General features: G+C 32.0%; 23 protein-coding genes. 12 read left to right on the forward strand and 11 right to left on the reverse strand.

Annotated elements, in window-relative coordinates:
- The first annotated feature begins 290 nt into the window (after window positions 1-290).
- The 11 genes from thrS to J2X17_RS18790 all read left to right on the forward strand — a co-directional run bounded on the left by thrS (window position 291) and on the right by J2X17_RS18790 (window position 10,427).
- Window positions 291-2,237 carry a threonine--tRNA ligase gene (gene thrS, locus J2X17_RS18740; RefSeq protein ID WP_310301572.1) on the forward strand — a complete coding sequence of 649 codons (1,947 nt, stop codon included), beginning with the start codon at window positions 291-293 and terminating at the stop codon, window positions 2,235-2,237.
- A 22-nt stretch (window positions 2,238-2,259) separates the two neighbouring features.
- Window positions 2,260-2,811 (forward strand): translation initiation factor IF-3, encoded by a 552-nt coding sequence (gene infC, locus J2X17_RS18745; RefSeq protein WP_072974136.1) that lies wholly within the window; start codon window positions 2,260-2,262, stop codon window positions 2,809-2,811.
- Window positions 2,812-2,944: 133 nt separating this feature from the next.
- Complete coding sequence (rpmI, locus tag J2X17_RS18750) at window positions 2,945-3,142, forward strand: 50S ribosomal protein L35 (protein ID WP_007810722.1); 198 nt, start codon at window positions 2,945-2,947, stop codon at window positions 3,140-3,142.
- 179 nt (window positions 3,143-3,321) lie between these two features.
- A complete protein-coding gene (rplT, locus tag J2X17_RS18755; protein ID WP_007810721.1) occupies window positions 3,322-3,666 on the forward strand; it encodes a 50S ribosomal protein L20 in 345 nt (114 codons plus the stop codon).
- Window positions 3,667-3,818: 152 nt separating this feature from the next.
- Window positions 3,819-4,391 (forward strand): Crp/Fnr family transcriptional regulator, encoded by a 573-nt coding sequence (locus tag J2X17_RS18760; RefSeq protein WP_310301575.1) that lies wholly within the window; start codon window positions 3,819-3,821, stop codon window positions 4,389-4,391.
- Between the two features lie 78 nt (window positions 4,392-4,469).
- Entirely contained in the window at window positions 4,470-4,904 is a 435-nt protein-coding gene (locus J2X17_RS18765) for a carboxymuconolactone decarboxylase family protein (RefSeq protein WP_310301577.1), read from the forward strand.
- Between the two features lie 420 nt (window positions 4,905-5,324).
- Window positions 5,325-6,794, forward strand: a complete 1,470-nt coding sequence (locus tag J2X17_RS18770; protein ID WP_310301579.1) for a tetratricopeptide repeat-containing sensor histidine kinase — start codon at window positions 5,325-5,327, stop codon at window positions 6,792-6,794.
- Window positions 6,795-8,564: a tetratricopeptide repeat-containing sensor histidine kinase gene (locus J2X17_RS18775; RefSeq protein WP_310301581.1), complete on the forward strand. Its 1,770-nt coding sequence runs from the start codon at window positions 6,795-6,797 to the stop codon at window positions 8,562-8,564.
- 9 nt (window positions 8,565-8,573) lie between these two features.
- The gene (locus tag J2X17_RS18780) at window positions 8,574-9,242 is read left to right on the forward strand and encodes a response regulator (RefSeq protein WP_310301584.1); all 669 of its coding nucleotides are present in this window, start codon (window positions 8,574-8,576) and stop codon (window positions 9,240-9,242) included.
- Between the two features lie 74 nt (window positions 9,243-9,316).
- A complete protein-coding gene (locus tag J2X17_RS18785; RefSeq protein ID WP_310301586.1) occupies window positions 9,317-9,571 on the forward strand; it encodes a hypothetical protein in 255 nt (84 codons plus the stop codon).
- A gap of 52 nt (window positions 9,572-9,623) precedes the next feature.
- Window positions 9,624-10,427, forward strand: coding sequence for an endonuclease/exonuclease/phosphatase family protein (locus J2X17_RS18790; protein WP_310301588.1), 804 nt, complete (start codon window positions 9,624-9,626; stop codon window positions 10,425-10,427).
- A gap of 1 nt (window position 10,428) precedes the next feature.
- On the opposite strand, the gene J2X17_RS18795 is transcribed toward J2X17_RS18790, so the two are convergent.
- The 10 genes from J2X17_RS18795 to tgt all read right to left on the reverse strand — a co-directional run bounded on the left by J2X17_RS18795 (window position 10,429) and on the right by tgt (window position 20,741).
- A complete protein-coding gene (locus tag J2X17_RS18795; protein ID WP_310301590.1) occupies window positions 10,429-11,688 on the reverse strand; it encodes an asparagine synthetase B in 1,260 nt (419 codons plus the stop codon).
- A 379-nt stretch (window positions 11,689-12,067) separates the two neighbouring features.
- Window positions 12,068-12,733 (reverse strand): response regulator transcription factor, encoded by a 666-nt coding sequence (locus J2X17_RS18800; protein ID WP_310301592.1) that lies wholly within the window; start codon window positions 12,731-12,733, stop codon window positions 12,068-12,070.
- 113 nt (window positions 12,734-12,846) lie between these two features.
- Window positions 12,847-13,638, reverse strand: coding sequence for a sensor histidine kinase (locus tag J2X17_RS18805; protein ID WP_310301594.1), 792 nt, complete (start codon window positions 13,636-13,638; stop codon window positions 12,847-12,849).
- Window positions 13,639-13,670: 32 nt separating this feature from the next.
- Window positions 13,671-13,985 carry a hypothetical protein gene (locus J2X17_RS18810; RefSeq protein ID WP_310301596.1) on the reverse strand — a complete coding sequence of 105 codons (315 nt, stop codon included), beginning with the start codon at window positions 13,983-13,985 and terminating at the stop codon, window positions 13,671-13,673.
- Between the two features lie 334 nt (window positions 13,986-14,319).
- Window positions 14,320-14,676, reverse strand: coding sequence for a hypothetical protein (locus tag J2X17_RS18815; protein ID WP_310301599.1), 357 nt, complete (start codon window positions 14,674-14,676; stop codon window positions 14,320-14,322).
- Between the two features lie 131 nt (window positions 14,677-14,807).
- Window positions 14,808-16,352 carry a replicative DNA helicase gene (dnaB, locus tag J2X17_RS18820; RefSeq protein WP_310301601.1) on the reverse strand — a complete coding sequence of 515 codons (1,545 nt, stop codon included), beginning with the start codon at window positions 16,350-16,352 and terminating at the stop codon, window positions 14,808-14,810.
- 140 nt (window positions 16,353-16,492) lie between these two features.
- Window positions 16,493-17,446 carry an acetyl-CoA carboxylase carboxyltransferase subunit alpha gene (locus tag J2X17_RS18825; protein WP_310301603.1) on the reverse strand — a complete coding sequence of 318 codons (954 nt, stop codon included), beginning with the start codon at window positions 17,444-17,446 and terminating at the stop codon, window positions 16,493-16,495.
- 111 nt (window positions 17,447-17,557) lie between these two features.
- Complete coding sequence (locus J2X17_RS18830; protein ID WP_310301605.1) at window positions 17,558-18,445, reverse strand: DMT family transporter; 888 nt, start codon at window positions 18,443-18,445, stop codon at window positions 17,558-17,560.
- Complete coding sequence (locus J2X17_RS18835) at window positions 18,432-19,520, reverse strand: LptF/LptG family permease (protein WP_310301607.1); 1,089 nt, start codon at window positions 19,518-19,520, stop codon at window positions 18,432-18,434. Before J2X17_RS18835 ends, J2X17_RS18830 begins: the two co-directional genes overlap by 14 nt.
- A 90-nt stretch (window positions 19,521-19,610) precedes the next feature.
- The gene (gene tgt / locus J2X17_RS18840; protein ID WP_310301609.1) at window positions 19,611-20,741 is read right to left on the reverse strand and encodes a tRNA guanosine(34) transglycosylase Tgt; all 1,131 of its coding nucleotides are present in this window, start codon (window positions 20,739-20,741) and stop codon (window positions 19,611-19,613) included.
- 393 nt (window positions 20,742-21,134) lie between these two features.
- Between tgt and J2X17_RS18845 the strand changes: the two genes are divergently transcribed.
- The gene (locus J2X17_RS18845) at window positions 21,135-21,386 is read left to right on the forward strand and encodes a hypothetical protein (protein ID WP_310301611.1); all 252 of its coding nucleotides are present in this window, start codon (window positions 21,135-21,137) and stop codon (window positions 21,384-21,386) included.
- 77 nt (window positions 21,387-21,463) lie between these two features.
- Here the strand turns inward: J2X17_RS18845 and J2X17_RS18850 are convergent, their stop codons facing one another.
- Entirely contained in the window at window positions 21,464-22,519 is a 1,056-nt protein-coding gene (locus J2X17_RS18850) for a hypothetical protein (protein ID WP_310301613.1), read from the reverse strand.
- Window positions 22,520-22,529 lie beyond the last annotated feature (10 nt).

Raw genomic sequence — 22,529 nt, forward strand, 5'->3', positions numbered from 1 at the left:
TCCCGACGCTTCGGGACGGGAGGAAATCCTTTTGTGGTGGCCCCGAAGCCTCGGGACACCACAAAAGATTAAAACGGACAGCGGGATAAAGCTCCCTTATTAAAAAACAAATTCTTCTCCAAATAATCCTTCTTATATATTATAGTAGAAAATCCACCTTATATATATGTAGAAAAAGCATCAGACTAAGTATGACATTCATTCCTAACATATATATGGCATAAACATTCACATATGTATTGTATGTATTTTAGTAATGCGCTATATTTGCATTCACAAAATTATAAACAATGATTAAGATTACTTTACCCGACGGGTCAATTAGAGAGTTTGCTTCAGGCGTAACTCCGATGGAGGTTGCTAAAAGCATTAGTGAAGGATTTGCAAGAAACGTGATTTCTGCGTCTTTTAATGGTACAACAATAGAAACCGAAACTCCATTGACGACCGACGGTAGTCTTATTTTATATACATGGAATGATGCGGAAGGCAAGAAAGCTTTTTGGCATTCGACTTCTCACGTAATGGCACAAGCTCTTGAGGAATTGTATCCGGGAATTAAATTAACTCTTGGACCTGCAATTGCTAATGGTTTTTATTACGATGTTGATTTTGAAGATCAAAAAATTGTTGAAGCTGATTTCAAAAAAATAGAAGATCGTGTTCTTGAAATTTCAAGAGAAAAACATGAATTTAAAATGCGCCCAGTTAGTAAGGCTGATGCATTAGAAATGTATAAAGACAACGTTTACAAGACTGAATTGATTTCGAATCTTGAAGACGGAACTATTACTTTTTGTGATCACGCTACTTTTACTGATTTATGTAGAGGTGGACATATTCCGAATACCGGAATTATCAAAGCTTTTAAAATCATGAGCGTTGCTGGTGCTTATTGGAGAGGTGATGAGAAAAATAAACAGTTAACTCGTGTTTACGGAACATCTTTCCCAAAACAAAAAGATTTAACTGAATATCTTGAACTTCTTGAAGAAGCAAAACGTCGTGATCACCGTAAACTAGGCAAAGAACTTGAATTGTTTGCTTTCTCTCAGAAAGTTGGACAAGGCTTACCTTTATGGCTACCAAAAGGTGCTGCACTTAGAGACAGACTTGAGCAATTTTTGAAAAAGGCACAAAAGAAAGCAGGATATGAGCAAGTTGTTACCCCACATATTGGACAGAAAGAACTATATGTAACTTCTGGACACTATGCTAAATATGGTGCTGATAGTTTTCAACCAATAAATACTCCAGCCGAAGGCGAAGAGTTTTTATTGAAACCGATGAACTGTCCTCACCACTGTGAGATCTATAACGTAAGACCTTGGTCGTACAAAGATTTACCAAAACGTTATGCTGAATTTGGTACTGTATATAGATATGAGCAATCTGGTGAATTACACGGTTTAACTCGTGTGAGAGGTTTTACTCAGGATGATGCACATATTTTCTGTACTCCGGAGCAATTAGATGAAGAATTCAAAAAAGTAATCGACTTAGTATTATATGTATTTGGTTCTTTAGGTTTTGAGAACTTTACAGCTCAAATCTCATTAAGAGATAAGGAAAATAGAGAGAAATACATTGGAACAGATGAAAACTGGGAAAAAGCAGAAAACGCTATTATCAATGCAGCCGCAGACAAAGGGTTGAATACCGTGGTAGAATATGGCGAGGCTGCTTTTTACGGGCCGAAGCTTGACTTTATGGTAAAAGATGCTTTAGGAAGACAATGGCAATTAGGAACTATTCAGGTAGATTACAACTTGCCTGAGCGTTTTGAATTAACATACAAAGGTGCTGATAATGAATTACATCGCCCAGTAATGATTCATAGAGCTCCATTTGGATCAATGGAAAGATTTATTGCCATTTTACTAGAGCACACAGCAGGAAATTTCCCACTTTGGCTAATGCCTGAGCAGGCTATAATCTTGTCTTTGAGCGAGAAATACGAAATATATGCTAAAAAAGTTTTAGATTTGCTAGAAAATCACGAAATTCGCGCCCTAATTGACAACCGAAGTGAAACTATTGGTAAGAAAATTAGAGATGCCGAAATGCAAAAAATACCATTTATGCTGATTGTAGGTGAGGAAGAAGAGAAAAATGGAACTATTTCTATTCGTCGTCACGGTCAGGAAGGAAAAGGGAATATTACAGTTACAATTGATGAATTTGTCGCTATTGTAAACGAAGAAATAAAAAAGACATTAAAAGTTTTTACAGTTTAACTTAAATTATAAAGTCATAGCAATAAGAAGCAACAGAGGTTACCAACCTCGAGTAGAAAAAAAAGATGCACACAGAATAAATAACAATATTCGTGGTGTACAAGAAGTAAGATTAGTAGGTGAAAACATCGAACCGGGTGTATTTAAACTTGCTGAAGCTTTACGTTTAGCAGATCAATTTGAATTGGATTTAGTTGAGATTTCGCCAAACGCTGAGCCGCCAGTTTGTAAAATCATGGATTACAAGAAATTTGTTTACGAACAAAAGAAACGTGATAAGGTTTTAAAGGCTAAGTCTACGCAAGTTGTAGTAAAAGAAATTAGATTCGGTCCTCAGACAGATGAGCATGATTACGAATTTAAAAGAAAGAATGCTGAAAAATTCCTGAAAGAAGGTGCTAAATTAAAAGCATTCGTATTCTTTAAAGGACGTTCTATTATCTATAAAGATCAAGGACAGATTTTATTACTACGTTTGGCTACAGATTTAGAAGAGCATGGTAAAGTTGAAGCTATGCCAGTTTTGGAAGGTAAGAGAATGATTATGTTCATTGCTCCGAAGAAGAAAAAATAATTATTTGCTTTACGCAATAAGCTCTAAGCTTTAAGCAAGTAGTTCGTTTAAACTTTTGCCTAAAGCTTAAAGCCTAAAGCCTAAAGCTTTTGAAGATATAAGTAAGTAAGAATAAATTAAAACACTAGGAAAAATGCCTAAAATGAAAACAAAATCTAGCGCCAAGAAACGTTTCAAAGTTACTGGTTCTGGAAAGATTAAAAGAAAGCATGCTTTTAAAAGTCACATCTTGACTAAAAAATCTAAAAAACGTAAATTAGCTTTGACTCACTCAGCGCTAGTTCACTCTACAGATATGAAAAGCATCAAACAACAATTAAGAATTATCTAATACAAGTCTAAAGTTGTCAAGTCTGAAAGTTACAAAGTTTAAACTTTTGACATTTGACTTTTAAACCTTTGACTAAAGATTTTCTTTAGGTTAAAAAATTATTTATATAACCTTGGAGTATGGCTTTTAAGTTCCTTTGATTCAATTCAGGACGCCTGCTACAAAAACACATTAAAATTATGCCAAGATCGGTAAATTCAGTTGCTAAAAGAGCAAGAAGAAAAAAAATAATGAAGCAAGCCAAAGGTTTCTTTGGTAGACGTAAAAACGTTTGGACAGTTGCTAAGAATGCAGTAGAGAAAGCAATGTGCTACGCTTACCGCGATAGAAAACAAAACAAAAGAAATTTCCGTGCATTATGGATTCAACGTATCAACGCTGGAGCTAGATTGGAAGGAATGTCTTATTCTCAATTCATGGGGAAAGTAAAAGCTAACGGAATCGAATTGAACCGTAAAGTTCTTGCAGATTTAGCTATGAACCACCCTGAAGCTTTCAAAGCAATACTTAATAAAGTAAAATAAACGTTTTATAAACTCAATTTAGATTACTTACTTATCATAGAAAAACCATTCGTTAACTCGGATGGTTTTTTGCTTTTACAGCAGTTTATAAAAATGTAACTTTTAGAAATTGAATTTAAAAAGTACATTTGTATATAATCAATCATATTCAGATGTATACGTCACTTCTACAGCATATAGAAAAATTTATATCGTTAGAACCTTCAGAAATTGATGTTTTAGAATCTTGTCTAAATCTTTCTAAAATCAAGAAAAAAGAACACGTATTGCAAGAAGGTCAGGTTTGCAATACTATGTATTTTATCTCAAAAGGCTGTATGCGACAATACATCATTAATTCAAAAGGAGTCGAACAAACACTTCAGTTTGGAATTGAAAATTGGTGGATTACAGATTATCTCAGTTACCACAATCATACACCATCAAACTTCTATATTCAGGCAGTCGAAAGCTCTGAAGTCATTGCTTTGGAGAAACCAACCCTTGAAGCCATACTTATTCGGATTCCGAAACTCGAACGCTACTTTAAAATTGTTGCTCAAAAAGCTTTTGGTGCTGCACAAATGAGAATTAAATTTTTATTTACGATGTCAGCAGAAGAAAGGTATCATCATTTTAGCAATCTAAATCCAGAATTTGTACAACGCGTTCCGCAATATATGATTGCTTCTTATCTTGATTTCTCAGCAGAATTTATGAGTAAAATCAGAGCTGGAAAAGTCTAAAATAATTTCTTGAAGTAGTTCAAGTTTTTTAAAATACATATAACTGAACTTTGTATTAAACTTTTAAAAACACATACAATGGAATCAAGAATCGTTATCCCGACAGTTGCCCCGGAAGCATACCAAGCCTTAATGAATTTAGAAAAATACATTAGTACTACCTCTTTAACTCCAATTCATAAAGAATTAATTAAAATTCGCGCTTCACAAATTAATGGCTGTGCTTTTTGTATTAATATGCATACAGCAGATGCCAGAAAACATGGCGTATCTGAGAAACAAATCTATTTATTAAGCGCATGGAGAGAAGCCGACATATATACTGAAGAAGAAAAAGCAATTTTGGCATTGACAGAACAGGTGACTCTGATAAGCAATCATGTATCTGACGAAGTATATCAAAATGCAGCACGATTATTCGATGAAAAATATCTTGCCGAAATCATCCTGTCAATTATCACCATCAATTCATGGAATAGATTCGCTATAACAACAGGATTGAGAGCTGTATAATTTTATAAAGATAAATTTTACAACATTCTAACAAACACACGCCCTCACACCGGAGGGCGTGTTTGTATATAACTGTAAATGAGAATCCGAAAATTTTAATATTAGTAATAATTCAAAATACCGTATTTATACGCTTTCACAAGAAATAAAATTCTTTATTTTTGGCGCATGATACCAAAAAGAATACTATTAATCCTATATATAACTATTGCTTTTCTTACTTTATTCGCTTGTCAAAAAAAGAACAGTAATACCCAAAAACATAAGAACAATAAAGCAAAAGTTGAAAAACTTATTGTTATTGCTGACAGTCTTTATGACCACAAAAATTTTGATAGTGCATTTTATTCTTATAATGAAATAAAATCAATATGCAATCCTATAACTGATTCGGAGAATTATGTCAGTACACTAAATCGAATGGCCGACATTCAACAAAACCGAAGTGATTACTCAGGCAGTGAGGCAACAGTTACAGAGGCCATACCTTATTTAAAATACATAAAAAATCCAAAACACGCCTGGAATTCTTACGTTATTTTAGGAATCAACTATCTAAATACATATGATTACAAAACTGCATTATTATATTATAACAAAGCGTTGGCGTTAAAAACAACTGAATGGAGAAAGGCAGCTGCTAAAAACAACATTGCATTTATTTATATGCAACAACAAAAATATAAAGAAGCAATTCAAATCTTTCAGGCCTTACTAAAAACTGATGGTGTAAAAAAATTTCCGGAAGACTATGCCAGAGCACTTGACAATATTGGCTATTGTTATATGCAAGAAAAAGATTCCAAAGCACTTTTTTACCTCACGGAAGCTTTAAAAATAAGAACTCAGATTAAAGATGATTTAGGCATGGGTTCAAGTTATTATCATTTAGCAGAATTTTACCAGGACAGTGATATACGCTTATCTAAAAAATACATGATTCTGAGTTACAAAAAATCAACTCTTAACAATCATGTAGATGACCGATTAATGTCTTTGAAATTACTGATAAATACTAGCAAAGACCAAGAGTTGAAAAAATATTCACTTTTATTTATTAAAATTAATGACAGTATAACTGAAGTACGACAGAAAGCTAAAAACCAGTTTGCCAAAATTAGATATGATTCTAAAAAAGAACGTGATGAAAATTTCAAGTTAAAAACTCATAAAACCGAAAACGACCTACAATTAGAAAGACAAAAAAACCGTAATATTATTTCGTATATCATTATTGCATTAAGTTTAAGTCTAATTTTAGTTATATATTTTTACCTAACTTCCAGAGGAACTAAAGAAAAAATAGAAGCTACATACGAAAGTGAGACCCGAATTTCAAAAAAGCTGCATGATGAATTGGCTAATGACATCTATCATACGATGGCTTTTGCAGAAAACAAAAACCTGTCATTGCCTGAAAATAAAGAACATTTACTAAATAATCTGGATGCAATTTATTCCCGAACAAGAGATATTTCAAAAGAAAATAGTCCAATTTTAACAGATGAAAATTATGTTTTCTATCTCAAAGAAATGATCTCTCAATTTAATACCCCAAACATTAATATTATAATTAATGATCTGGATAGTATTTTATGGAACAACATCGAAAGAAACAAAAAAATTACAGTCTACAGAATATTACAAGAATTGCTGGTCAATATGAAAAAACATAGCAATGCTTCTTTGGTTGCGATTTCATTTAAAACAACAAACAAAAATATTATTATAACATATGCAGACAATGGAAAAGGCCTTAATTTAAACAATACTACTTTTAAAAATGGGCTTAACAATGTAGAAAACCGCATTCTGAACATCAAGGGAGAGATTGATATTGATTCTACAATCGGCAAAGGATTTAAAGTTTTTATTAAATTCCCTTTATAAATGAAAAAACTATTTAGAAATCTCTCCAAAAAAACACTTTTAAAGTATCTTTTAATAATACTGTCAATTTTATTATTAGGTGTTTTGCTTATGTATTTTTCTAACAAAAAAAAGCATACAAAAGCAAAACCGAATAATACAAAAGAAATAAAAAGGTTAACAGATATTGCCGACATTTATTTTGACACCAACAAATACGATAGTGCTATCTATGTTTTTAATAAAGTTAAGAAACTTTGTAACCCGGAAATAAACACGATAGACTATGTATATGCATTGTCATGTATCGCACAACTTCAACAAGATCAATCTAATTATATAGCTAGCGAAGCAACCGCTACAGAAGCGTTGCCGTATTTAAAAAAAATTAAAAACCCACGCTATTCCTGGATTGTATATAATATTTTAGGAATCAATTATACAAACAATTACGACAATAGAAATTCTATTTTATATTTCAAAAAAGCTATAAAATTAAAATCAAGCGCCTGGAGAAAACGTATTGCTATAAATAATTTAGTAGTCGTTTATATGGCGCAGAAAAAATACAAAGAGTCAATAACCTTACTAGAGATACTCGCTTCAAAAAAAGACATTTCAAAGTATAAAAACATCAATAACAATGACCATGCTTATGTAATAGACAACTTAGGTTACTGTTATTATAATCTTGGAAACTACGAAAAAGCATTAAAATATTATTATGAAGGTTTAAATATCAGATTAAGACCTAACACTCAATATGGCCTTTCGGTTAGCTATAGACATCTTTCTTCTTTTTTTGCGAAAAGCAACCCCCAATTAGCCAAAGCGTATGCATTAAAAGCGTACAAAACAGATCTTGAAAACAATTTTCTATCAGGTCAGGCTGGCAGTTTAGATCTTATTATTAAATCTAGTGACGGCAACGACCTAAAAAATTATTCATTAAAATACATCCAGATTATTGACAGTATTGAAACAATAAGAAAAAAAACAAAAAATCATTTTTCTAATATCAAATATACTTTCAATAAAGAAAAAGAGGAAAATTTTCAACTTAAAGCACAAGAAGCAGAAAACAAATTGCAAATAGAAAGGCAAAAAAACAGAACTATTATTTCATATGTTATTATCATATTTATTTCGACACTTATTTTATTCCTCTACTTTTATCTAATCGCAAAAGGAGAAAAAGAGAAAAATGATGCAATTTTAAAAAGCGAAATGCGAATATCCAAAAAACTACATGATGAATTAACCCATGATGTTTTTGAAACTATAGCTTTTATAAAAACAAATGATCTTGAAAAAAATGAAAACAAAGAGAAATTCTTAAATAAATTAGACACCATTTATTTTAAAACAAGAAACATTTCTAAAGAAAACAGTAACATTGATACAGATGAAAACTATCCTCTTGCAGTGAAAGAAATGATTTCTGGATTTAAAACTTCTAATATAAATATTCTATTAAATGGTTTTGATACAATTCGTTGGAATGAAATAGATAAAAATAAAAAAATAATTCTCTACCGAGTTTTGCAAGAGTTATTTGTTAATATGAAAAAACACAGTGAAGCTAGTTTAATTAGTGTTTCATTCAAAATAAAAGACAGGAACATGACTGTAATTTACATTGATAACGGACTTGGAATTAAAAATAACATATTAATTTTAAAAAATGGACTGCAAAATGTGGAAAGCCGTATAAAAACTATTAATGGAACTATTATTTTTGGAAATAATTTACAAAAAGGTTTTAAAGCAAGTTTCACTTTTCCTTTATAAAACAGCAATATGTTCAAAAAAGTTTTAGTAGCCGAAGATTTAGATAGTATAAGTATCGCAGTTATTCAAGTGCTTGAAGATTTAAAAATACCGACAATTCATCATGTAAAATATTGTGATGACGGTTTATTACGAATAAAAAAAGCCTTGATTGAAAACGAACCTTATGACTTATTAATTAGTGATTTATCATTCAAATCAGATCATCGAAAAATTAATCTTTCAACTGGAGAAGAACTTATTGAAGCAATTAACAAGGTACAGCCAACATTAAAAAAAATAGTCTTTTCTATTGAAGACAAATCCTACCGAATTAAATCACTTTTTAATGACCTGGGAATTAATGCATATGTTTCAAAAGGGAGAAACAGCATGGAGGAATTAAAAAAAGCAATGGAAGGAACTTTTCGAAACGAAGAAAAAATACTCTCATCAGATTTATCATTTAGTTTTAATGATAAAGCACTTATTGAAATTGAATCCTATGATATTTCGATCTTAAAACTTTTAGCCCAGGGATATATCTTAGAAAACATATCAAATGAATTTAAATCTGCTTCTATTACACCAAACGGAACCAGTAGTATTGAGAAGCGAATCAACAAGCTAAAAATATATTTTAAGGCAAATAATAATGTTCATTTAATTGCAATTGCCAAAGATTTTGGTTTGGTATAAACTTTAATCTGATTACGGTTTCCCGTAAGGAAATGTTTAGTTATACATTTAAGTTTGTAGAAACTATGACTCCAATGAAACCAAACTATACCATTAATTTTGAAAAAAAAACATTTCAAAATATTATTACAAGAATCAATACTCCCAAAAATAAAATTATCATGAAAACAATGTTGCTTTGCATTTTTCTTTCGGTAACTTTCGCCCTTGTTTCAGAAACAACAGGTTGGTTAGAAGTCGACTGGAAAATTGTTTTTATTCCTGCCCTACTTGTTTTACAAATAATAATAATTACAACTGCCTTAAAAAACAGGTATAAAAAGCATTAGCAGTTCGTATTCTGAATTTTGAAATGCTATATTTGATTTTTTTAAATACTGCATGAAAAATATTTTAAGTTTTGTTCTATTAATTTTTAGTCTTCTTTCCTTTTCACAAACTAAAATCCTGTCCTGGAACTTAGAAAATTTTGGAAAATCTAAATCTGAAGTTGAATTAAATTTTATCGCCAATACCGTTCTTGATTATGATATAATAGCAATTCAGGAAGTGGTTGCCGGTTACGGTGGCGCCCAAGCCATTGCAAAACTTAGTGCAATATTAAATGAAAAAGGTTCAAAATGGAATTATATCGTTAGTGACCCTACCAGTAGCAGCAGTTATAAAGCTGAACGTTATGCTTTTATTTGGAAAACCAGTACAGCAAAACTCCAAGGAAATTCCTGGCTGGAAAAAAAATATCATTCAGAAATTGATCGAGAACCTTATTTTGCAACTTTCGAAATCGGCAAAAAGACAATTACTTTAGTCAATTTTCATGCTATTACTAAAAATAAACAACCAGAGACGGAAATTAAATATTTCAAGTTTTTACCAGTAGAATATCCAAACCTGAATTTAGTTTTTATGGGGGATTTTAATTGTCCTCAATCTCATACTGTATTTAATCCATTAAAAAAATCAGGGTATACTGCTATTTTGCAAAATCAAAAAACATCATTAAAGCAAAAATGCAAAAACGACGGTTGTCTGGCGTCAGAATTTGATAATATATTTTACAAGACAAGTTCTCTTGATTACAAAAATTCTGGTATAATATCTTTTTATCAAAACTTTAATTCATTACAAGAAGCCCGGAAAATATCAGATCATATCCCGATTTGGTTTGAGTTTTTTGTAAAGTAAATTATGTTTTAAGTTTTTTCTTTTTGGCCGCTGGAAATAAAACATTATTTAAGATCAATCTATATCCTGGAGAATTAGGGTGCAAGTCTAAAACTGTTGGCGGATCACCAACCTGATGCTGAAAATCTTCCGGATCGTGTCCTCCAAAAAAAGTAAACATCCCCTTCCCTTTTTCACCATGAATATATCTGGCTTCACCGTTAAGTTCGCAGGAACCCATTATTAATATATTTGATTTTATTAATGCCGAATCAAATGAAGTAGTCTGCCCCATAAATCCTTTTACAAGTTGCGTATGATTTTGGCACAACATACTAGGAATTGGATCCCATTTTGCTGAAAATTCCATTAATGAAAAATAATCTTTTTCAACAGGAATTTTACGTTTTAAAGTCATATCGATATCTGAAAATTCATATTGCTCAGGTCTTCTTTCTAGTGTGAAATCTTTAAAAGCAAATGAATTTCCAAAATTCAGTTTTGCCTGATAATTCGAGTCACTGGCATCACCATCAAACATGGCTTCACAAATATCAACTCCATCTGCTGCAAGCGCGATATCAAAACTATCTGTTGCAGAACACATGGCAAACATAAAACCGCCGCCAATAACAAAATCCCTGATTTTTTTTGCAACAGCCCCTTTTTCCAGAGATACTTTAGCATAACCTAACTTTGCTGCTAGAGCTTCTGCATCTTTTTTTTGATCAATGTACCATGGTGTATTTTTATAAGCAGCATAAAATTTTCCATATTGCCCCGTAAAATCTTCATGATGCAAATGCAGCCAATCATAAAGCAGCAATTGATCGCTTAAAACTTCTTCATCGTAAATTGGTGTAAACGGAATTTCAGCATAAGTCAGAACCAACGTAACGGCATCATCCCACGGCTGCTTTCCTTTAGGAGTATAAACAGCTATTTTTGGAGCTTTTTCAAGAATAACGGATTCCATATTTTGTGAAGGGCTCGAAATTTCATTTAAAATTGCTGCTTCTTCACTATCTGAAAGTATTTCAAAACTAACACCCCGAATCTGACATTCTTTTCTAATCTCTTCAGCGTCAGGAAGCAAAAAAGAACCGCCACGATAATTAAGAAGCCAACTTGCCTTATAGTCTTTGCTTAAACACCAATAAGTTATTCCATAAGCTTTAAGATGATTTTGTTGCGTTGTTTCATCCATAGGGAGTAATATAAATGACGCCTTGGCGCTAAATGAAAGCAACAGTATGAAAATATAAACTAAACTCTTATACATTAGAAAATTATTTTAGTAAAGATATAAAGGAAGCATTTAAAAATAAACAGATATTCCTGTTTTATAGAAGAAAGAAACGCAAAATAAAAACGTGATATTATGAACATATTTTGCTTTGTTTAAACATCTTTTTATACTGTTTAAACATTTTTTTGAAAAACACGTAAAAATACCTATTTGATAAAACTAATTTCTACCTAAATTTGGTAACCCTAAATCATTGAAGCTATTAATCAATGAAACCCAAATTATGAAATTTAATGAGAGTAATAACCAGCCTAAAGGATTAAACCTAATACAAAAAATAGGTATTTGCCTGCTCGTCCTTACAATAATACTGTATTATGTATTATCTATTCAGTTCTTGACCAGTTAGATTTTAAATGGTCAGAAAAGCAATTTCGTTCTGAATCGCATACACAACCAGACCTGCAATATTCCTTGATTCTGTTTTTAGTAATAAATTATTACGATGTCCTTCAACGGTTCGCGGACTTAAAAAAAGAAGTTCTGCTATTTCTGAAGTTGTTTTTTGCTGGCAAATAAGCTGAAGAATTTCGATTTCACGAGGCGAAAGAAAGCTTGTTTCCAAATTGCCTTTTGAATTTTTTGATGAAACTACTGTATCTTGAATAGTTTTCAATACATTTTCACTATAATAAAATCCTTTGCTCGCTACTTGGTTTATAGTATGAATTAAATCTTTTGGAGTCGTATTTTTTATAAGATAAGCAACTGCTCCTACCTGAATCATGTTTGCAATAAATGATTTAGTATCATAACTTGTCAAGGCAATTATTTTTAAATCCGGAAAAGATTTACGAATAATTTTTGTCGCCTCAACACCATTCAAAATGGGCATTTTCAAGTCCATTATAATGATATCAGGCTTAGTTTCATTATCTTCCAGATTCATAAGAAGTTCTTCCCCGTTTGAAGCTTCAAAAATAATTTCGATATTATCTTCCCTTTGTAATAAAAACGCAATTCCTTTTCGAAATAAAACTTCATCATCAACCAATGCAATTTTAATAGCAGTACTCATTACTTATTCTGTTTTGGTCATTAGGTATGCCGAAATTACAAAATATGAATCAAAAAACGCTTTAAGAACCTTGATATATTGGCAAAAAAACTGATTTATTTTTAAAAATTAACTTAAAAAGTAAAAATTACAGAGATGCCTTTATTAATTTCCGAATTAATCTGAATATTGCCATTTAAAAATGAAATTCGGCTATCTATGTTTTTCATTCCCAGACCTTTTTGATTATGAGTATTTTCACTGTCAAAACCAAGACCATTATCTTCATAATTACAAGTTGCAATGGAGTCGATATTCTTAAAAGAAATACATATTTGAGAAGCTTTTCCATGTCGAATTGAATTATTCATCAATTCCTGAAGAATTCTAAAAACATGCAAATGACGATCAATTTCCTTTTCATCAAAATCAATTTCATTTTTATAATGAACTTTTACAGCCTTACTGCTTTCAAATTCTTCACATAACTCCTCTACACCTGCATTGAGTCCAAACTTTTCAAAAACCGGAGGCAGTAAATTATGGGCAATTTTTCTGGAATTCTCTAAAGCTTTTGTGGTAAGATTTATAATATTTTCAGTAATCTCGTTTGTTTCTTCCGCCGTTAAATTTGGAGCTGAAAGTAAATGGGTATTCAAAGAAACAATATTAAGCTTAGAACTGATATCGTCATGCAAGTCCTGTGCAATTCGTTTTCGTTCTTCTTCCTGTGTAAAGATCACAGCATGAAGTTGTTCTTTTTGATACTGTAATATCAAATCCTTTTTTTCAAGTTCTTTTTGAATTATTTTTTTTCTCGTGAAATAAAAGAAAATAATTAAGACAATTGCCACAATCATTAAAAAAAGAGAAATGTATAGTATAATGGCAACGAGTTCTTTTTCAGGAATTGAATGCTTATTCATATCTAAATATTCTTTATTAAAAGATGACTAATTTAAGATAAAGCGGCTTTTTTGTAAAAACTTACTTTCCATTCATATAAAATAAATAATTGCCAGACTACAAACAAAAATGCATTTAATGTCCAGCTTAAATATTTTAAGTTATCACTAAGACCTAAAGAAAGATTACCTATTAAATATAAAACTGTACTTGTCAGTAAATAAATTACCAAACCAATACTAACATAATAATATTGTTTCTTTTCAGTAAGTATATTGTAAAAATGAAGTAAAACAAAAGCAACAACAAGCAACGAAGTCAATGTAATTTCAAATAAATTAAATTTTAGAAATTGGCTTGAATCCATAACAAATTGAATTCCCAAAAACAATAAAGCAGCAACGAGACAAATATTTACAAATATTTTCTGTTTTCTAAAAGGCAATATTGATTTATAAAATAATCCCAATATCAACATTTGACCAACAAAAAAAATATTAATTGCAAATAAATTATTTATTTTTAAATGATACATTAATTCAAGAGAAAATTGCATTACCGATGCAAAAGCTACGTATGAAACAAAAAAAACATTAGCTTTTTTCTTTCGAAAAAAGCTAAATATATATAAGATTAGATTTAGAAATAAAACTAAATAACCTGTATAAATTAAAAAGTCAATCACTTTCTATTCTTTTAAATTAAAATGGAGGACTAGGACGTGTTCCATCATAAACAACTTCTTCAGCTTCAGCTTCAGATTTACTTTTTTCACCTTTTGGCGGTCCGTAAACATTTTTGTATTTACCTGTTGATGGATCGTATTCTGCTCCATTAAAAATCAGCGTTTTCTCTTTATCGTCATTAATACCTAAATGAGCCCAAACTGCCTCAGTTTTTAATTCTAATACTTTCACAAGTGTTTCTCTGGGAATTAAAAAAGCGGTTACTTTTTTCTTACTGTCTTCAACAGAGTTATCATCAACATATCTCTCTTCCCATTCTTGTCCTTTAGATAACGGGATTTGGATAGGTCCCGGAAAAGTTTCTTCATTCATAATTAAATTGTTTTTGGTTGTTAATTTATAGTCGACCTTTTTATCAATCGTATTGCTAAACTACTGAATTTTATTAATAAAGTAATATTTAGTCATAAAAAAAAGCCTTTTTACCAAGGCTTTTAATTTTATTAAAACGGAACATCGCTATCATCATCATCGTCATTCAGATTGCTTCCAAAAGCTTCATTTGCAGAAGGTAAGTTTTTAGTAATGAAAGGATTATCATCATGATTCATTTTTGAAGGTAAATCATCATAACCTCCTGTAAAATCTTCAAGATTGTCAAATTTACCTAAATGTCCTAAGAATTTCAGACGGATATTTTCAAGACCACCATTACGGTGTTTCGCAATGATAAACTCAGCCTGACCTGCGGTTGGTGATTGCTCATCATCATCCCATTCTTCAATTTTATAATATTCAGGACGATAAATAAACGAAACGATATCGGCATCCTGCTCAATAGCTCCGGATTCACGAAGATCCGAAAGCAACGGACGTTTACTAGAACCACGTGTTTCAACAGCACGCGATAATTGCGAAAGTGCAATAACCGGCACATTTAACTCTTTTGCCAATGCTTTTAAGTTTCGGGAAATAGTTGAGATTTCCTGCTCACGGTTTCCTCCCCCTTTTCCGCTACCTCCGGCAGTCATCAACTGAAGGTAATCGACAATGATCAATTTGATTCCGTGTTGCGAGGCCAAACGACGGCATTTTGCACGTAAATCGAAAATAGAAAGCGAAGGCGAATCATCAATAAACAATGGTGCTTTTTCTAAATCTTTTACTTTAGTACTCAGCTGTTCCCATTCGTGTTTTTCAAGCTTTCCAGTTCTTAACTTCTCAGATGACAAACCAGTTTCTGACGAAATAAGCCTGGTAATTAACTGTACGGAAGCCATCTCCAGAGAGAATACAGCAACCGGATGTCCAAAATCAATAGCAATATTTCTTGCCATTGAAAGTACAAACGCGGTTTTACCCATACCCGGACGAGCCGCGATAATAATTAAATCCGAAGGCTGCCATCCTGAAGTTACCTGATCTAGTTTTTCAAAACCAGTTGCAACTCCACTCAAGCCTTCTTTACCGGCAATTTCTTCAATACGTTTTTTAGCTTGTAAAACTAAACTTTGCGCAGTTTCAGAACTACGCTTAATATTACCTTGTGTTACTTCGTATAATTTTGATTCGGCTTTATCCAGCAAATCAAAAACGTCTGTTGTTTCATCGTAAGATTCTTCAATAATTTCAGAAGAGATTCGAATCAAACTTCTTTGTATATATTTTTGAAGAATGATACGAGAGTGAAATTCGATATGTGCAGACGAAGCAATTTTTTGCGTAAGCTGAATTAAATAAAAATCTCCACCGGCCAATTCTAATTTTCCATTCTTTTTTAACTGCGTGGAAACCGTTAATAAGTCAATCGGCTGTGTTTCAGTAAAAAGCTGAACAATTGCTTCAAAAATAAATTTATGCGCATCTTTATAAAATGCATCAGGTTGCAAAATATCAATTACATCATCTACCCCTTTTTTATCGATCATCATCGCACCAAGCACAGCCTCTTCTAAATCAAGCACTTGTGGTGGCAGTTTCCCTTTTTCTAAATTAATAATAGTGGTTTTTTCAACCTTTATTGGGTTTATATTTTTGAAATTTTCCATATAGCGAAAGTAACAAAATTTAAAAAAAAATTGCTATCGAGTTATAACTATTAATTGTTTATAAATAAAATTTTTTTGTTCATAACCAAAAAAAAATCCGAAACTGTAAGGCTTCGGATTTTAATCAATATTGTCAGAATTTACTCTTTATACTCGCCCATATTACTGTATTTGTCCATTCTTTGGGCAATTAATTCGGCTGTTGATAAGTCTTTCAATTCGTTATATCCTTTGGTAATGTATTCGGCAACTGTTTTAAAAGTAGTTTCGCGGTCATAGTGCGCTCCTCCTAGTGGTTCCGGAATAACATCATCAACTAATTTTTGTTTTTTCATGTCAGATGAAGTCAATTTTAAAGCATCAGCAGCACGTTCTTTGTACTCCCAGCTTTTCCATAAAATGGAAGAACATGATTCTGGAGAAATTACAGAATACCAGGTATTCTCTAACATATATACTTTATCTCCAACACCAATTCCTAAAGCTCCACCAGAAGCACCTTCACCAACAATAATGGTAATAATTGGCACTTGCAGACGAACCATTTCGAAAATGTTTCTTGCAATAGCTTCACCTTGTCCTCTTTCTTCAGCTTCCAGTCCAGGATATGCACCCGGAGTATCTACTAAAGTTAAAACCGGAATTCCAAATTTCTCTGCCATTTTCATCAAACGCAAAGCTTTACGGTATCCTTCCGGATTTGCCATACCAAAATTACGGTACTGACGTGTTTTTGTATTGAAACCTTTTTGCTGCCCAACGATCATAAACGATTGTCCGTTTACTTTCCCTAATCCACCAACCATTGCTTTATCATCTTTAAAACCTCTGTCTCCATGAAGTTCTAAAAAAGTATCACCGCAAATTGCTCTGATATAATCTAAAGTATAAGGTCTGTTTGGGTGCCTTGACAGCTGAACACGTTGCCACGCCGTTAGGTTTTTATATATTTCTTTCTTAGTTTGTTCTAATTTTTTGTTGATTTCCTTGCAAGTAGGTGTTACATCAACATCAGATTCTTTTCCAATTATAACACACTTTTCCAGCTGTTCTTCAAGTTCTTTGATTGGAAGCTCAAAATCTAAATATTCCATGGATTTTTGAATTTTGTTTGTAAATCGAACCGCAAATATAAAAATATTATATCATTGGCACAGTTAATTGTTAGTAAAGTATCAAATTGTGATTTAAAAATAAGTAAACTATTACACTTCCTTCTTATTTTTATAATGTTTGAAAACGCCGTTTAAGATAACTGTAATTACAATTATTAAAGCGCCAATATAAAATTCCGTACTCATTTTTTCTTTTCCGCCCAGTATAAAATAAGCCAACATAATTCCGTAAACAGGCTCTAAATTAGTCGTTAACATCACCGTATAAGGCGTTAATTTCTGCATTACTTTTACAGACGCTGTAAAAGCATAAGCCGTACAAATAGAAGCCAAAATAAGCAGTAAAACCCAATTATTTAATGACAGCGTAAAGAAATCAGCGGTGAATTTGCCCTGAAATAAAAAATAAACAGTAATAAAGAAAACTCCTGCACCAAATTCATAAAATGTAATTACAGAGGGTTCATGATCTGAGATTAGTTTTCCGTTCATGAGCGTAAATAAAACTCCCAGAATAATTGCTGCCAACGCATAATAAACACCTGTAAGATATTTAATTTCAACTTGCAAAATAAGAGCAAGCCCTGCAATTATAACTAATCCAAAGAAAACTTCATACCACAATATTTTTCTTCCGTAAAAAAGCGGTTCTAATAAAGAGGCGAAAAATGCACCCAAAGAAAATATAGAAAGTGTAATTGAAACATTTGAAACATGAATGGCTTTAAAAAAGAAAATCCAATGTAATGCAATAAGCAGACCCACAAAAATCAGTTTAAAAAGCTCTTTTATTGGAACTTGAAAAGATTGTTTTTTATAAACAATAAATCCTCCCAAAAAAATCATGGCTAAAAGCATCCTGAACCAAACCAAATTTTCGGCATCAATTGTGATTAGTGCGCCTAAAATGGCAGTAAAACCCCAGATAAAAACAATTAAATGAAGGTTTAAATAACTTTTTAAATTATCGTTTCGCATTACGTAGTAGGTAAACTGCCAAAATTCCAAAAACAATATTTGGGAACCAAACAGCTAATAAAGGTGAGAAAGTAGATTTTTCAGCAAGTGTACCAAAGATTTTGTCGAAAAAAACAAAAGAGAAAGCAATTGCAATTCCGATTGCCAGATTCGTTCCCATACCGCCACGGCGCTTCATAGACGAGACAGCAACAGCGATAATGGTAAGAATAAAGGCAGAAACCGGTACACTATATTTTTTATAAAGAACAACCAAATAGGTATTAATATTTCCTGAACCTCTTTTTCTTTCTTTATCAATAAACTTATAAAGTTTACCGAGACTTAGAGTTTCAGCAATATAAACTACTGGGGTTAAATCTTCCAATTCGAACTTAAAAGGAACATTTTTCTCCGGAGATTTTTCAATAACATCATTCAGGTCACCAACAGTCCTTTTTGTATAATCATACAAAATGTAGGTTTTCTTTATAGGATCCCATTTAATACGGCTGGCTGTGATTTTATATTTCAGTTTATCTTTCTCAAAATGTTCTAAAGAAAAATTGTAAGCTGTCTTTGCTTCTTCCTGAAAACTATTAACAAAAATAAAATCATTATCATTAATCTGTCTGAAAACATTGGTATTTTCACCATGCATGAGTTCTTTTCCGTTTCCTTTCAGATAGGTATATCTAAAATTATTATAACCTTCACTTGCCGCAGGAACTATAAAAAATCCCATTAATAAAACAAAAACAGAAACGATTGTCGCGCCAATAATATAAGGACGAAGAAAACGAGTAAATGAAATACCTGAACTTAAAATTGCAATAATTTCAGTGTTATTTGCCAATTTTGAAGTAAACCAGATTACCGATAAAAACAAAAATATAGGGAATAAGGAATTGATAAAATATATTGTAAAATTATAATAATAGAATGCAATATCCATAAACGGAATTTCATTTTCAAGCATCTTATTTACTTTTTCAGAAACGTCAATTACGATTCCGATTGGCGCAAACAAAAGAAGCATCACAAAAAATGTTCCGAGATATCTTTTTAAAATATACTTGTCTATTATTGATAACATAGATTCCTTTTTGTTTTTTTTTGTTTCAGGTTTCAAATTTCAAGTTCCTATAAGAACCTGAAACTTGAAACTAAAAAACTTGAAACTTTTTTATAGTCTTTGGCTCATATTTTTAACCATCATTTCTTTCCATGGCCTAAAATCTCCTGCTAAGATATGTTTTCTGGCCTCACGAACCAACCACATATAGAAACCAAGATTATGAATAGTAGCAATTTGTTTTCCTAAATATTCATTGGCAGCAAATAAATGACGTAAATAAGCTTTTGTATATTCAGTATCTACAAAAGTGTGTCCCATTTCATCAATTGGAGAAAAATCAGCTTCCCATTTTTTATTTTTAATGTTGATGGTTCCGTTTGCCGTAAACAACATACCATTTCTGGCGTTACGAGTTGGCATAACACAATCGAACATATCAATTCCTAGTGCGATATTTTCTAAAATATTAATTGGAGTCCCAACGCCCATCAAATAACGAGGCTTATCTTCAGGAAGAATTTCGCAGACAACTTCTGTCATTGCATACATTTCTTCTGCAGGTTCTCCTACTGACAATCCACCAATAGCATTTCCTTGTTGGCCAGAATTTGCAATATATTCCGCCGACTGGCGACGTAAATCTTTATATGTACTTCCCTGAACAATTGGAAAAAAAGTTTGCTCGTAACCATATTTGTAAGGAACTTTTTCTAAATGATTGATACAACGATCCAGCCAGCGGTGCGTCATATGCATAGAACGCTGCGCATATCTGTAATCGCAAGGATAAGGCGTACATTCATCAAAAGCCATAATGATATCAGCTCCAATTGTACGCTGAATTTCCATCACATTTTCTGGTGTAAAAAAGTGATACGATCCGTCAATATGGGATTTGAACTTTACCCCTTCTTCTTTAATCTTACGATTACTGGAAAGAGAATATACCTGATATCCACCAGAATCAGTCAGAATATTACGATCCCAGTTCATGAATTTATGCAAACCTCCTGCTTTTTCAAGAATTTCAGTTTGTGGACGCAAATATAAATGGTAAGTATTTCCAAGAATAATATCCGGGTTAATATCTTCCTTAAGTTCACGCTGATGCACTCCTTTTACAGAAGCAACTGTACCAACCGGCATAAAAATTGGCGTCTCAATTACGCCGTGATCTGTAGTGATACTTCCCGCTCTAGCTTTCGATTGCGGATCTTTTTGCAATAAATCAAACTTCATCTGTTTCTTTTTTCAGTCGGCAAAGATAAGCTAATTTCAGGGATTTTTAATTAGATAATTTGCCAATTAGAAAATTAGATAATGATTCTGACCGGCTTAAGGTTGGAGTTTGGGATTTAGAAAATTTGGAATTTTAAGTTTCATTTGGGCGTTCCCTCCGGTCGGGCTATCCACTATATCTTTTGTTTCAGAAAGTATCATTGCTAATCAAGACATGACTTTGGTCACAAAAGGATATCGTTCCTATCCCTAACGCAAGATCTGTCCACTTTTTTTATTAAAAAATCGAATGTAAAAATTACAACAAACCTCTAATAATATGTAACAATAAACAGCGTCCATTTCTTAATTTTAATAAAAACGAAATTAATATCAATTTAAAATATAGAAATCATGATAAATTCAGAAGATAATAATCCGATTAAAGAAGATCAAATTGAAAGAAATCTGGAAAACCTGGAATATCCGGCAAATGAGGACATTTACAATCAGGAAAACAAATTAGAAGACATTGATCCCGAAGATATTTCCGGAGAAAAAATCATCAATCAAGACAATCACGAATGGAAGCAAAACAGTGACAAGCTAGGAAATGATTTAGATATTCCTGGTTCTGAGCCGGACGATGAGCAAGAAGAATTTTAAACCCTAAGATTGATAAAAAAAATAAAGCGACCGTTTGACCAGTCGCTTTATCTAAAAATTTCTTTTACAAAAAAATGTTATAATAGCAAATCAGAAGGCATGTAATAATTTTTCACCTTTATTGGAAATGCATCACTTTTTAACAATTGCGTATAAATCTTTCCTATTGCTACAGTAGCACCTCTGTCTACATTATCTATTTTTTTAGGATAAGTCATACTTGAATCGTGATTATATCCAATCATATGTCCCATTTCATGTATCGTTATAAAACAAGGATCTTTAGTCAGATAATCATGCAAAACATGATTTGCCACTCCAAAGGTAGCACCTCCACCTAAACCCGAGACATTGACAACAACGCCGCCATTAATATTAGTTATATCAATGAATTTTTGAAAGGCCACCTTTTTTTCTTCTAATGTCATCAGGGTGACACCATCATTACCATAAATAGGTTCTTCAAGAAATGCATTCTTAGCTTCTTCTGTCTGCATTAGGTAAGCGTTATTAATAATAAAACCAATATACCTTCTAAAATCTGCAGCTGTAACATTATCTTTCCAATTGTTGTTTGGGTCATGGGTGGGATCAAAATCATGAGGTTTCACTTTCCATTTTAATTTGGCAGCTAACTTTAATTTTTGAATCAACTCAGTTTCGCCTGTAAAATCAAAAGTCACTTTAGTAGTGGCGATACCAGTAGTTCTATATTGAGAAAGACTAACTTCAGCATTCTCGGTATCAAAGAAATTTGTAGTTTTCTCCACAAAAGGATATTTTATCTCTTTTACTCCATGAGCTCTGATTTTTTTAATCTTAAAAAGCTTTATAGGTTTTGGCTGCCCTTCTATTGTTACGAGAATAGTAGCATCTTCAATATCAACAGGTGCGAAATTCGCAACTTCGATAGTTGTTTCATTAATAGCTTTTACCCGAAGTACTTTTCCTATATCAAAACGCATGGCTTCGGATGTCATCGTTGCCACAGCGTCTCCGTCTTTAAACATAAGACCTGAATTAGCATCAGTATCAAATGAATATTCAACTGTTGCAACATTTTCACTATCATCTTTAGAACAACTGAAAAATAAGGCACCAACAAAAAGTGCAGATAAAATGGCTTTCTTCATAATTAATTGA

Origin of the sequence: Flavobacterium aquidurense (genome assembly GCF_031458035.1) — a bacterium.
In the GTDB taxonomy this organism is placed as follows: Bacteria; Bacteroidota; Bacteroidia; order Flavobacteriales; family Flavobacteriaceae; genus Flavobacterium; species Flavobacterium aquidurense_C.